General features: G+C 67.4%; 13 protein-coding genes and 1 pseudogene. 5 read left to right on the top strand and 9 right to left on the bottom strand.

Features of this window, described 5'->3' with window-relative positions; all coding sequences use genetic code 11:
• Nucleotides 1–52: 52 nt before the first annotated feature.
• Entirely contained in the window at nucleotides 53–271 is a 219-nt protein-coding gene (locus NBW77_RS06195; protein ID WP_131745776.1) for a hypothetical protein, read from the top strand.
• Nucleotides 272–371: 100 nt separating this feature from the next.
• Here the strand turns inward: NBW77_RS06195 and NBW77_RS22730 are convergent, their stop codons facing one another.
• Nucleotides 372–725, bottom strand: a complete 354-nt coding sequence (locus tag NBW77_RS22730; protein WP_207386873.1) for a hypothetical protein — start codon at nucleotides 723–725, stop codon at nucleotides 372–374.
• A 108-nt stretch (nucleotides 726–833) separates the two neighbouring features.
• On the opposite strand from NBW77_RS22730, the gene NBW77_RS06185 reads away from it, so the two are divergent.
• Both NBW77_RS06185 and NBW77_RS22030 read left to right on the top strand, forming a co-directional pair.
• Nucleotides 834–2078 (top strand): ATP-binding protein, encoded by a 1245-nt coding sequence (locus NBW77_RS06185; RefSeq protein WP_131745775.1) that lies wholly within the window; start codon nucleotides 834–836, stop codon nucleotides 2076–2078.
• A 72-nt stretch (nucleotides 2079–2150) separates the two neighbouring features.
• Nucleotides 2151–2285 carry a hypothetical protein gene (locus NBW77_RS22030; protein ID WP_284346891.1) on the top strand — a complete coding sequence of 45 codons (135 nt, stop codon included), beginning with the start codon at nucleotides 2151–2153 and terminating at the stop codon, nucleotides 2283–2285.
• A gap of 246 nt (nucleotides 2286–2531) precedes the next feature.
• Here the strand turns inward: NBW77_RS22030 and NBW77_RS06180 are convergent, their stop codons facing one another.
• From NBW77_RS06180 to NBW77_RS06155, 6 genes are all read right to left on the bottom strand, one after another.
• Nucleotides 2532–3494, bottom strand: a complete 963-nt coding sequence (locus NBW77_RS06180) for a zinc-dependent alcohol dehydrogenase (protein WP_165485879.1) — start codon at nucleotides 3492–3494, stop codon at nucleotides 2532–2534.
• Nucleotides 3495–3592: 98 nt separating this feature from the next.
• Nucleotides 3593–4990, bottom strand: coding sequence for a tyrosine--tRNA ligase (tyrS, locus tag NBW77_RS06175; RefSeq protein WP_131745773.1), 1398 nt, complete (start codon nucleotides 4988–4990; stop codon nucleotides 3593–3595).
• Nucleotides 4991–5056: 66 nt separating this feature from the next.
• Nucleotides 5057–6088, bottom strand: a complete 1032-nt coding sequence (locus NBW77_RS06170; protein WP_131745772.1) for a nucleotidyl transferase family protein — start codon at nucleotides 6086–6088, stop codon at nucleotides 5057–5059.
• A 167-nt stretch (nucleotides 6089–6255) separates the two neighbouring features.
• Nucleotides 6256–7320: a glycosyltransferase family protein gene (locus NBW77_RS06165; protein ID WP_250279400.1), complete on the bottom strand. Its 1065-nt coding sequence runs from the start codon at nucleotides 7318–7320 to the stop codon at nucleotides 6256–6258.
• Nucleotides 7317–7604, bottom strand: a complete 288-nt coding sequence (locus NBW77_RS06160; protein ID WP_131745771.1) for a hypothetical protein — start codon at nucleotides 7602–7604, stop codon at nucleotides 7317–7319. The genes NBW77_RS06165 and NBW77_RS06160 overlap by 4 nt, the downstream gene beginning before the upstream one ends.
• Nucleotides 7605–7611: 7 nt before the next feature.
• Complete coding sequence (locus NBW77_RS06155; protein WP_165485877.1) at nucleotides 7612–8760, bottom strand: hypothetical protein; 1149 nt, start codon at nucleotides 8758–8760, stop codon at nucleotides 7612–7614.
• A gap of 492 nt (nucleotides 8761–9252) precedes the next feature.
• Between NBW77_RS06155 and NBW77_RS22725 the strand changes: the two genes are divergently transcribed.
• Nucleotides 9253–9444: a hypothetical protein gene (locus NBW77_RS22725; RefSeq protein ID WP_207386871.1), complete on the top strand. Its 192-nt coding sequence runs from the start codon at nucleotides 9253–9255 to the stop codon at nucleotides 9442–9444.
• A gap of 72 nt (nucleotides 9445–9516) precedes the next feature.
• Nucleotides 9517–10647, top strand: coding sequence for an HsdM family class I SAM-dependent methyltransferase (locus tag NBW77_RS06145; protein ID WP_207386870.1), 1131 nt, complete (start codon nucleotides 9517–9519; stop codon nucleotides 10645–10647).
• A 133-nt stretch (nucleotides 10648–10780) separates the two neighbouring features.
• On the opposite strand, the pseudogene zapE reads toward NBW77_RS06145, so the two are convergent.
• Both zapE and NBW77_RS06135 read right to left on the bottom strand, forming a co-directional pair.
• Nucleotides 10781–11674: pseudogene (gene zapE, locus NBW77_RS06140) on the bottom strand (cell division protein ZapE); the annotation flags it as partial.
• 12 nt (nucleotides 11675–11686) lie between these two features.
• Nucleotides 11687–11878: a hypothetical protein gene (locus NBW77_RS06135; protein ID WP_207386869.1), complete on the bottom strand. Its 192-nt coding sequence runs from the start codon at nucleotides 11876–11878 to the stop codon at nucleotides 11687–11689.
• Between the last annotated feature and the right edge of the window lie 350 nt (nucleotides 11879–12228).

Here is a 12228-nt window from a genome sequence, read left to right as displayed (position 1 = left end):
GTCTGGCTGACGATGGGACCGTGTCCGGCGAAATCCGGACCTGGACTACATTGTGGGTTCGCACGGTCACCAGCTGGCCAAAGGGCGCGCGATCATCTTTCTCTCCGTGCGCCCGGCGGCATCAGGGATCTCCACGGGGGCGGGGCTGATGGTCATGGACGCGCGTGTCGAGGAGCTGGCACGCAGGTCGGCGAACTTCGGCTTTCTGCTCCCAGCGACAGCGGACCTGCCCCGGCAGGTTGGGCGAGGTGGACGAACAGCCGGGCCGTGACCAGTGCGTCACAGGTGGAGCGGTGCAGCGTGAGAGTGTGAGCGTGTCGAAGACCTCGGGGCACTGCCAGTCACCGAGTTTGCGCTGAAGAACACCGACATCAACGTGTGCGTCGGCCACGTCCTTGTTGGTCAGCCCGTGGATGCGGGTGGCGAAGTGCTTGATCGGCTCGTCCGAGCTGACTCAGCGGGCAGATGTCACACAGCTCCCGGATGCCGTAGTGGCCGTAGCAGCCGTTGTAGTTGGGAAGACCGTGCGCGTAGGCCACGGCGCATGAGGTCTTGCGGAACAACGGCGTGGTGGCGTCGAAGGCGGCCAAGACACGCCGCTCCAATGTCTCGGGCACGATCTTCCGGCGTGCGGTGTCCTCATAGGGCTCGGGCAGCCCGAGGGCCGCCAGGAACGCCCGCCGCCCACCTGGCCGGTAGGCCGCGAGCGCGTCGAGCAGCCGCACGGCACGGTCGGGGTGCGCTGGATCGCGGTCCGAACGCGTGTTAAATTATCGATGATCTACGTGTAATTTTCATGGTCAAATATGTGTCAATTCCATGATCGGATATTCGTGCGCGCCTACGTTCCTCGTCTGCTCGACACGGAGCTGCGGGATGTCGTCGCCTCCCACCCAGCCGTCCTCGTCGTCGGCCCTCGGGCGTGCGGCAAGACGACCACGACCCGGCGTGTCTGCCAGTCGATCCTGCGCCTGGACGTCCCGGCGCAGGCCGCGGTCGTACGGGCCGACGCCGACGCGGCGCTGCGCGGGCTCGAGGAGCCCGTCCTGATCGACGAGTGGCAGGTCGTGCCCGACGTACTCGGAGCGGTGAAGCGGGCCGTCGACGACGACCCGCGCCCGGGGAGGTTCGTGCTCACCGGATCCTCGCAGGCCGACCTCACCGCCTCGGGCTGGCCTGCGACCGGCAGAATCGTCCGGCTGACGATGTATCCCCTCGTCGGCCGGGAACGCCACGGCGACCCCACCGCGCCCTCACTGATCGACCGGATCCTCGACGGCGGCACGGACGCGTTCGCGGATCCCTCCACCGGCTGGGACCTGCACGCCTACGTGACCGAGGCACTCACCAGCGGCTGGCCGGAGGCGCTGCGAACCGAGGCCGACCGAGCACGCGACCGCTGGCTCACCGGCTACGTCGACCACCTCGCGACCCGGGAAGCCCCGGCGCTCGGCGTCGCACGAGACCCCCTGCGACTGCGCAGATATCTCCAGGCGATCGCCGCCAACACCGCCGGTGTGCCGACCCACAAGCTGCTCTACGACTCGGCGGGCATCAGACGCGAGGCCGCCGTGGCCTACGACGACCTCCTCGACACCCTTATGATCACTCAGCGGGTCCCTGCCTGGGCGGACAACCGCACGAACCGCGCGGTCCGGCTACCCAAGCGATACCTCACCGACCCCGGCCTCCTCGCCCCGTTGCTCCGTATCGACCACCGCCGCGCGCTCCGCGACGGCGACCTGCTCGGACGCATCATCGACACCCTCGTCGCCGCCCAGTTCCGCGCCGAGTGCGCGCTGAGCGTCGTCGGCGCCGACCTGTACCACCTGCGCGACGCCAACGGCCGCCGTGAGATCGACCTGCTCCTCGAAGCCCGAGACGGCCAGGTCATCGCCATCGAGGTCAAGGCATCCGCGGCCCCCTCCCACACCGACGCACGACACCTGGAATGGCTTGCGGCGGAGATCGGTCCACGGTTCACCCTCGGACTCCTCGTACACACGGGCCCACGGGTCTTCCAGCTCACAGAGCGCATCCTCGCCGTCCCCGCAGCAAGCCTCTGGTCCTCCCGCTGAGGACGCCGGTGCCGCGGAAACGTCCACGAGGAGCTCGCCGCGCCCTCGCTCGTCAGACGATACGAGGAATCGGTGCTGAGGCTGTACCGCAGCGAGACGGTGCCCCTGGCCCGGGCAACCGATCTCCTCTTCGAGGCCTGGGCCGAAGAGGACCTGCCCTCGCTGCCACAGCTTCCGGAGAGTGCTATCTGGAAGTTCGTGTCATAAGTGAGGATGCCGAGGTCGGCGGGCATGTTCCGCGGGGCTGAGCGGCGGGCCGCCGGGGCGACCGGTCAGGATGTGGCCTCGTGAGTGCTGAGTCGCGGCGGCTGGTCGTGCTGGTCCGCGACCTCGACACCGGCGCCCCCACCACGTCACCCTGACACGCACATGAACCGGCTGAGCCATGCTGACCGCGTTCTGAGAGGCTGCCAGCGGCAAGCTTGCCGACGGATGGGCCGCCTATCTCCATCCTCAGATGGTGAGAACCTGTCGTACCGTCTGCGACGATCTGTGATCGAGAACAGAGAGAAGGTCGGCAAGGTCGCCACCCTCGGTTACAAGGTGCCTCATCGAGTCAACGTGCTCACCGAGCAAGCCGAGTGCGATGGTGAAGTCATCCTGCTGGTGGCGCCGGCAGTAGGAGAACGAGCCGATCAGGCGGATTGACCGGCGAAACAGGTCGCGCAGCTGCGTCGGAAGGTGGACGCCGGGATGGTAGGCGTTCTGGACGACGACGGTGCCGCCGTCGTTCACGAGCCGCAGAGCGAGGTCAAGCGGCGCTGGATCGGTTCCGGTGGCCGCATCCACCACCACGTTGAAGGTCTCGTCCATAGGCAGAGCAGCAGGCGAATGGAACGTGGCGGGCACGGCCTCGGTCACGCTTGGGTGGGGTGCGCGACCGACGCGGTGTACGACGGCGACTTCCCAGCCTTGCCTGTGGGCGTAGAGCGCGGTGAGCAGGCCGACCGTGCCCGCGCCGATGACAGCCAATCGTCTGGGTGATCCGACCGGGGTGCAGCGTAGGCCGTGGACAGCGACGGCGGTCGGGTCGGCGAGAACGGCCGTCAGGGGATCAAGTCCATCCAACAGCGGGTGTGTGTTGGCGGTGGGCGCTACCACCTGCTCCGCGAATCCACCCGGAAGGTCCCAGCCGAGCCGCCGCAGACCGGAGCAGAGATGGGTGCTCCCATCGGTGCAGCGGGTGCAGTCCCCGCACGGCACAAGGGGATCGACGGCGACCGGACGGCCTGCGGAGTCGGTGCCGACGATCTCATGGCCGGGCCGCCATGGCTCGGGCAGGGCGAAGTCGCCTGCGCGCAGCAGCTTGGGTGCATCGCTACCGCAGAGGCCTACGTGGCTGACCTGGATCAGGATGTGCCCGTCCTTCAGGCGGGGTGCCTCCACGTCGTGCAAGCCCAGCGTGCCCTTGCGCATCTCCCACGCTTTCATCTCAGCGCGAGGTAGGCGGGCACGTGCTCCGCGGCGACGAGGGTGCCGAACAGGTCGAGCACCACAGCTTTCTATGCCCGGGATCAGTCGGTGGCCACGATACGGGCGAGTTTGCGGCCGACCTTGAGGTAGAGGTCGCCGGTCCGGCCGTCGAGCCTGTTCTTGACCACGGCGGACAACGGTTCGTGGACATCGTTGGCGTTCAGCGTCACCTGATGCTGGCCGCTTTCGGACTCGACCACCAGGCGCAAGCCGTTCTGCTGGGCGACGCGGCGGACATCGCCGTTGCTCCTGACGAAACCGAGAGCTTTGATCACCTCGGTGACCGACTGGCCGAGGTCGGAGACGGTGGGCAGGTCTTCGACTTCGCTGAAGGTACGCCGGGAGAAGCGGGCCACGAACTCCTCCCGGGCCTTCATCGCGGCGTCGACGCCGTGGACGGCGGCGGTGACCTCCCCGGCCAGAATCTTCTTCAGGTCCATCGGGTGCAGCGACCCGGCCGTCACCCGCTCACCGGTGATGGCGAGCTCGGGGTCACGCCACTCGGACAGCGCGCGGAAGTACGGCTCGACGAGCCGGTCGGGCACAGACATGATCTTACCGAAGATCTCGCCGGGCGGGGCGGTGAGGGGCACGTAGTTGCTCTTCGACTTCGACATCTTGGCGCCGGTGCCGTCCGTGCCCTCGATCAGCGAGGTGGCGACGACCAGCTCGGGGGTCTGGCCGCAGATGTCCATGACCTTGCGGCACATCTGCATGTTGAGGAACTGGTCGATCCCGCCGACCTCCAGGTCGCAGTTGGTCTCCACCGAGTCCAGCCCCATCACCACCGAGTAGAGCAGCTCGGCCAGCGACAGACCCTGACCGGCCTCCAGCCGGTTACGGAAGTCCTCGCGTTGTAGCGGCATGGACACCGGGATCTGCGCGGCGATCTCGATCATCTTCGACAGGGTGACCTGGCGTAGCCAGTCGCCGTTGCGGCGGAACTGCGCCCGGTCGAAGTCGAAGAACGGGGTGACCTGCTCACGGTAGGTGGCGAGGTTGCGGGCGATGTCCTCGTCGGTCAGGACCGGCCGCTCGTCGGACCGGCCCGAGGGGTCGCCGATCCTGGCGGTCATGTCCCCGACGATGAACACCACCTGGTGGCCCATGCGCTGGAACCGGCTGAGGAGGAGCATCGGTACCGCGTGCCCCAGGTGCACCTCGGCCCCGGTGGGATCGATGCCGAACTTCGCGATGAACCTGCGGCCTTTCTGGTCCGCCTCGATGATCCGGGCGGCCAGCGCGTCAGTGGAGGGTTGGAGTTCCTGGGAGCGGTCGGCGATCATGGCGGCCTGCTCGGCCGGGGACAGGTCCGACAGGTCCAGACCGCGGCGCTGCGTCGTCTCTTCCAGCAGCTCGCGCACGGTGGCGTCGGCGGTGAGGTCCGCACCCGCGAGCAGGGCGGTCACGCGGTCGACGGACTGGTTCAGGCGGGTCATCGAACCTCTCCTGGAAACTGGACGGCCATTTATGCTATCGGACCGTCGCGAGCCGATTTCCCCTGGTCAACGAGGCCAGAGGCTGATCATATCGATCATGTAGTCGGCGAACTCGCCCACCGCCCGCTGCCAGGCCGGGCCGGCGTGTAAGCAGTGCGTGTGCAGGTCGAGCAGGATGCCAGCGTCGTAGCGGGGTACCTGGCACATGAGCTGGTAGGTAGCGGACTCCTCGGGGATGGGCGGCTCGGCGGCGAGCAGGCGGTGCACCTCCTCCGGCGGCGTAGTGACGTCCAGGGCCGAGCCGGGAATGCTCTTGCTGAACTTGGGATGACCGCCGAACCCCTGGACCATACGGGTGTAGGCGGCGGTCAGCGCGAAGTCCGACCGCAGCGGCACGTGCTCGTCCAGGCGTCCCCACGCCTGCTGGGCGAAGCGCACATAGCGGTGTTCGTCCACGCCGAGCATCACCAGTACGGCGTCGTGGTCCTGGCCCAGCGCGAAGAAGTCGGCGGCCATCAGTGACAGTGACAGGGCGCGGCGGAAGGTCATGGTCGCATCGACCAGTCCACGGTCGGCGTAGTAGCCGTGGTTGTCTTCCTCGGCTATGTCGAAGTCGACCTGCTCGACATAGCGGCCGAGCAGGTACATCGCCTCCAACGCGGGCCGATAGCCCTCCTGGGAACGCAGGATTCCGGTCACATCGTCGAAACCCAGCCGCAGAATGTACTCCCGAAATCGCTCGGCCAGCTCGCGCACCTCGGTGTAGGGCTTGGCCTTGCCGTTGTAGGCGTCGAGGTCGCCGAGCACGATCTGGCAGTGTTCACCGCCGCGCTGGAGTTCGATCATCTTGAGGATGTGGGACACCGTGGCCAGGTGTGGCACGCCGGACATGCCAAACCCGGTGGTGACGATCCGTCGCTGTGGGGCGACGTGCAGGTACTGCTCGCCGTGGTGGTGGCACAGGTAGCGGGCGTTGAGGGTGACGGAGTCCAGCCCGGCCAGGGTAAAGTCGAACTGCCGCAGGTCAAACGGGGTGTAGCCGAACTCGGCGAGCACCTGCCGGTAGTAGGGCTCGGAAAACAGCACGGCCTCGGTCACGCGGAGGGTCCTTCCCGCGCGACACTGAACGCTGCCCGCTTGCGCTGGTGGTGGGCGTCGTCACGGTGCTCGGCGGCCTGGTCTCGGCATCGGGCCACCAGGCCGGCGAGCTGGTTCAACCACGATCGACACCAAGGGTGGCGTCACTGGCTGTCGCGTCGGTGGCATCATTGCCCGCCCCCATACAGCACGCGGTACGCGGCCATGATCTCCGCGTGCTCACGACGGCGGTGGTCGGCGAATTTTTCGGCATCGTGGGGCTGCCAGCCGTTCTGGATCGCCGAGTGCACAGTCTGCATCGCCTCCAACAGCCGTGCGCCGTGCTCGAACGGTGTGTGGTCCGACCAGTCGAACCACACCGGCTCGCCCACCAGCCTGCGGTGTAGCGCCACCTGATCCGGCAGAAATCCGGTTCGCGTCGTCGCAGGCAGCGCGCCACGGTCGAGGGCGTGTTCGAGCTGCCCGGAGTGGCTGGCCCACCGGTAGGGCAGCAGCAGGCAGTCGGCGCCCGCCACCGCCTCGTTTACCTCGTCGTCAGTCGGGAACGGAAGCACCTCCACCCGCAGCCGCGGATCGGCGGCGTGTTCCCGAATAGCCCGCCATACCTCGGCATCCTCGGCCAGACTGGCGCGGGACGGAGCACGCAGAAGCAGGCGCAGTGTGGTCTCGGCCAGATGGCGAGCGAAGCGCCAGCAGGCCAGCACCAGCTTCACGTCCCGGTTGCGCCGCAGCGAGCCATAGAGCAGAAACCGCGTAGGGCCGGGATTGCGTGGCACCGGGCGCGTCAGCGTTCCCGGCGGAGCCACGTAGCCATGCGGCACCATGGCCGTGCGGGCACCGAACCGCCAGCGCACCTCGGCCTCGGTGGCAGGCGTGAGACAGACGAACGGCACACTGTGCTCGGCGAGCACACGCAGCCTACGGTGGTGCTCCGTCTGGCCCCCGAAGACCGGGCTCACGTCGTGCGCGGTGAACACCACCCGTTTCCCAAACCGGCAGCACTCCGCGAGCACGGTGCGCAACCACGGAATCGGCTCGAAGTCCGGATGGTGCAGGTGCACCACGTCCAGCCAGTCCCACGGTCGGTGCTCCAGCAGCCAGGCGAGCGTGGCGTCTCGCGGCACCGCGAGCCCATCCACGGTCGTGCCGTTGAGGACCTGGATACCTTCGTCGTGCAGCTTGCGCGCGTAGGGGGTCCGGCCAGGGATATGGACCACACGGATTGCCGTCACCGCCGCTCCTCGGGCCGCGCCATGACGACAAGTTGGGTCGTCAACCCGCCCCAGCGGTTGTCGGTGCGGGTCAGTTCGAACCGTTCGATCGCCACCAGAAAGATCTCCATGAAGACCAGAACCTCGCCTTGTGTCCACTCCCGAACATGCAACGGGTTGAACGACGGCCTCAGATCCGCGTCTAACCACCGCCCGATCGGCAGGCGCTCTCGGCACCAGTCGATGTTGGGGCCGAAGCCGACACCGATGATGTCGAGATAATGAAGGTCCGGGTCGAAGCCCATGATGCGCTCAGGCACTCCTGTCGGCCGAGCGTGCAGCCGGGACACGGGCGAGCGCCGTACCGCTGCGCAGGATGTCCTCGGCCAGGTTCCTGCCCTGGGGCAACGACGCGGCGAGACCGCTGAGCACGAGCAGATGGGCGGCATTGAGCGCGACGAGGGCACGGTGGCTTTCCAACCCGCGTCCAGTCAGCAACTCGCCAGTCCGCTCGATCGCCTCCTCCGGCCCGTGCGGCGTCGGCAGCTCGCCAGGCAGGCCGATCGCAGTCCAGCCTTCGGCTGGCTCAACATCAACTGGACTGACTTCCCCATCCCGCACCCGACACCAGCGCAGCTCACCCGCCGGACCGATCTCATCCAGGTAGTGACCACCGGGTAAGCGTGTGCTCAACACGTCCACGTGATTCATGCCGAAACGGCTCAGGACCCGCGCGGCCACGTCCACGCACGGGTGCGACAAGCCAAAAATTGTGACATCGCCGCGCACCGGGCTCGCCAGCGGGGCCAGCCCGAAGGAGAACGGGTTCGGCGCGTGGAACCGGCCGCCGTACAGCCTGTCCAGGACCGGAATCTCCGGTTCGATCGCCACGAAAGCGAAACCAGACACGGCCAAGTCAGCGCGCACGCCGTCGGCGGTTCGGTGCTCGCGCAGCCCGAGGGCACGCACCAGGTCACGAGAGCCCAGCGCCGACGAGGTAGCGGCCGAACCGACTTTGATCACACGCGCCCCTGCGGCGGCTGCCACGAGCGCGGCTGGTGTGGACACGTTCAACGTCCGCAAGCCCTTCTTACCGCTGCCTGCCAACATCAGCATCGGGCGGTCACCACCGCTGATCATTTCGGCGGGTTCCCGGCCGTCCACCGCCAGTGCACTTCGCAACAGCGCCTCCACGTCATCAACCGCCGGGCCGCGCGCCATCACGGCCGTCATCAGCGACCCGAGTACCACGTCCCGCGTCGGCGCGGGCAGATCCACGCTGGCTTGGAAGGCATCAGCGAAGGCATCGGAGGCAACATGATCGCCTACGGCGATCCGCGTCAGCACCGCACGAACGGTGGCAGGCAAGTCATCGCTGCGGGGCGGCGACGCCGTCTGCCGACCGGCAGCCGGCTGGTACGCCAGCATCGAGGACACGGGCTTTCCCCACGGCGTGTCCATCTGGCCGGCTGATCCGCGAGCGCTGTCCCCGCTCTCGCCTTGATCGAATGTTACCTGTTGTGTTGGTCCCGTCATTGTCGGGAGCCTATTACTGATGTTGAATGCGTGAGGTGATAATGGGAGTCCACGGGTAACCCCAGGTACAGGAGATACCCCGACAGCACCAAGGAGTTCCCGGTCGACAAAGGAGCCCTGTCGGGCCAGTACTTCACGTTGTCTGGCTCTGCGATCGACTACGACGGGGACGGGATGGTCCGGCGTGGAAACGCCCGTCACGGGTCGATCAGTCCTGGTCCACGCCGCCGCCGTGGCGGGCATGTTCCGCGGGGCTGAGCGGCGGGCCGCCGGGGCGACCGGTCAGGACGTGGCCTCGTGAGTGCTGAGTCGCGGCGGCTGGTCGCCAAGCTGTGGAACTACTGTGACGTCCTGCGGGATGACGGCGTGTCCACCATCGACTACGTGTAGCAGCTGACCTATCTGCTGTTCCTGAAGATGGCGCACGAGCGGGCGAACCGTCCGCTGAACCCCGACATGGCGCTCGCGCACGTCGCGAACCGGTGGCAGGCCCTGCTCAACTACGAGGGTGACACGCTGGAGAAGGTCTACCGCACCACCCTGGACGAGCTGTCCCGGGAGAGCGGCACCCTCGGCGTCATCTTCCGCAAGGCGCAGAACAAGATCTAGGATCCGGCGAAGCTGAAGAAGCTGGTCGTCGACCTCATCGGTAAGGAGAAATGGTCGGCCGCCGGGGTCGACGTGAAGGGCGACGCCTACGAGGAGCTGCTGGCCAAGAGTGCGGAGGACATCAAATCCGGCGCCGGCCAGTACTTCACCCCACGGTCACTGATCACAGCGATGGTCGACTGCCTGCAACCCGGGCCGGCCGACACCGTGCACGACCCGGCCTGCGGCACCGGCGGCTTCCTCCTCGCGGCCTATGAGCGCATTCAGGCGCATCACGCTGCCGAACTCACCCCGGAGCAGCGCCGGGCGCTCGGGCGCACCGCCATCACCGGCATCGAACTCGTCGACGGCACGGCCCGGCTCGCCGCGATGAACATGCTGCTGCACGGCATCGGCCAGCCGAACGGGCCGTCCCCGATCGAGGTGGCCGACGCGCTTGCCCGGCCGTCCGGGCTGCACCCGAGCGTGATCCTGGCGAATCCGCCGTTCGGCAAGAAATCGTCCATCACCGTGATCGCCGATGACGGGCGCGCCGGACGGGATGACATCTCCTACAACCGGAAGGACTTCTGGGTCACGACCACCAACAAGCAGCTCAACTTCGTCCAGCACATCGCGACCGCGCTGGGCATGAACGGGCGGGCGGCGGTCGTCGTCCCCGACAACGTGCTGTTCGAAGGCGGCGCCGGGGAGACCGTGCGGCGCCGGCTGCTGACCCAGTTCGATGTCCACACGCTGCTGCGGTTGCCGACCGGCATCTTCTACGCCGGTGGGGTGAAGGCGAACGTGCTGTTCTTCGACAAGCGGGAGGCCCGGCCGGGTAAGCCGTGGACGTCGAAGCTGTGGGTGTACGACTTCCGGACCGGGGAGCATTTCACGCTCAAGCAGAATCCGCTGCGCCGCGATCATCTTGATGATTTCGTCGCCTGCTACCGGCCTGGTGAACCCTGTGCGGACCGGGGTGGAGACCGAACGGTTCCGCCCGTTCGGCTACGACGAGCTGGTCGCCCGGGACAAGGCCAATCTCGACATCACCTGGCTGAAGGACCCGAGCCTCGACGACGCAGACAGTCTGCTGCCACCGGAGGTGATCGCCCGGGAGATCGTCGAGGACCTTCAGGCCGCGCTCGCCGAGTTCGCCGCCATCGCCGACTCCCTCGCCACCCGCTCGGCTGCGCGGGAGATCCCCTCAGTCGGCGGTGACCCCACCCCGACCGCCTCCTGACCTCGGCTGCGCGGGAGCTGGCACCGGCAGCCGATGCATACCCTGACGCCTACCTCCCACACGATCAGTGCTCTGACCAGCGGTGGCGCCATCGGCGCGGGCGTGTCTGCGTCAGCAGATCTGCCGCAGCAGCGACAGACGGCTGGCCGTACGGCTGATGTCGGCCGGCAGCTTGTCACCACGTAGGTCGTCACCACGTAGGTCCTTGCCGCGCAGGACGTCTGCCAGCGGGACGTCTCCGATGAGGAACAGCACGACATCCCTGTCGCAGAGAACATCCACGAGGTGGACGAAACGCTGCCGGGCGTCCGGTGAGCACTCCGCCAGCCGGCGCAGCCCCTCTACAACCCAGACGGTGAAACGGTCCGTCAGCGCGAGCACGTCCAACGCCGAAGTGGGACGTTCGCACAGGTCGACGAAATCGAACCAGACATGGTCGTCCCGGACGGCCAGGGCCGGCAGGTCACGACCCGCGACACCGACGACCGTCTTCTCCTGCGTCCCGGGCCTGACCAGGCCGGCCCCGGCAAGCTGATCGTCCCGTCCCGGCCAGAGGTACGCGCCACGGCGGAAACCGGCCTCGCTCTGCGTGGGATGGGCGACGGCGCGGTAGTCGGTCGGACCGGCGACCTCCACCACATCCATCTCCCTTTTGATCATTTCAATCGCGGGGAGGAAGAGATGGTGGTAGATCGGGTTGGGTAGCAGTCCGTCCGGCGGGTAGTTGGAGGTGGTGACAAGGACGGTACGGCGGGCGAACAGATCCCGGAACAGGCGGGTGACCAGCATGGCGTCACCGATGTCATGGGCGTGGAACTCGTCGAAACACAGCAGCGCGCAATCCGCCAGCAGCTGCGACACCGCACTGTTGATGGCGCTGGGTGTGTCCCGGTGGCGGTGGACCGCTTCGTGCAGCTGGCGGAAGAAGTCGTGGAAGTGCACCCGGCGTTTCGCCCCCGTCGGGACGGCGTCGAAGAAGATGTCGACCAGCCAGCTCTTCCCTCGCCCAACCGGTCCTCACAGGTAAAGGCCGCGCGGCGACGGCCGCAAGACGCCGATGCCGATGCCGCCGATGCCGACCTCGGCCCCCAGCCGGGACAGCCGTTCGACAGCCCGGTCCTGCGCCTCGTCGAGGACGAAGCCCCGCTCGTGGGCTGCCAGGTCAAAAGCGCGACGTATCTCCTGCTGGCGTAGCCGGACCTTCCTCATCCGCCACGACGCTAACAGCGCGCATTTGCTCGATCTCGTCGGGGCAGAGTCGTGAGAGGTGGGGCACATTGTTTCCCGCACCGGGCTGCCCTGCCCTGCACCGGGCTGCCCTGCCCGTCGCGCCGTGGACCCAGCCCAGCCGTAGGCTGCGCCGGAACTCATCCACGAGCATCTCTTATGCCGGAACCCGAGGGTCTTTTATGCCGGAACCCGAGCATCCTCACGGGTCCAGGGCGGTGCGGGTACCCCGTGGACAGTGTCGTGTTGGACGGCTAAAATGAACATATGTTCGAATTGCTCGATGGGCTTGCCGGCCCCGACCCGACCGGCCCCAAGTCGGTCGGCTCTGT

Source organism: Frankia sp. Cppng1_Ct_nod (assembly GCF_920656135.1).
Taxonomy (GTDB): Bacteria; Actinomycetota; Actinomycetes; order Frankiales; family Frankiaceae; genus Protofrankia; species Protofrankia meridionalis.
This window is presented reverse-complemented; position numbering and strand designations above follow the sequence as displayed.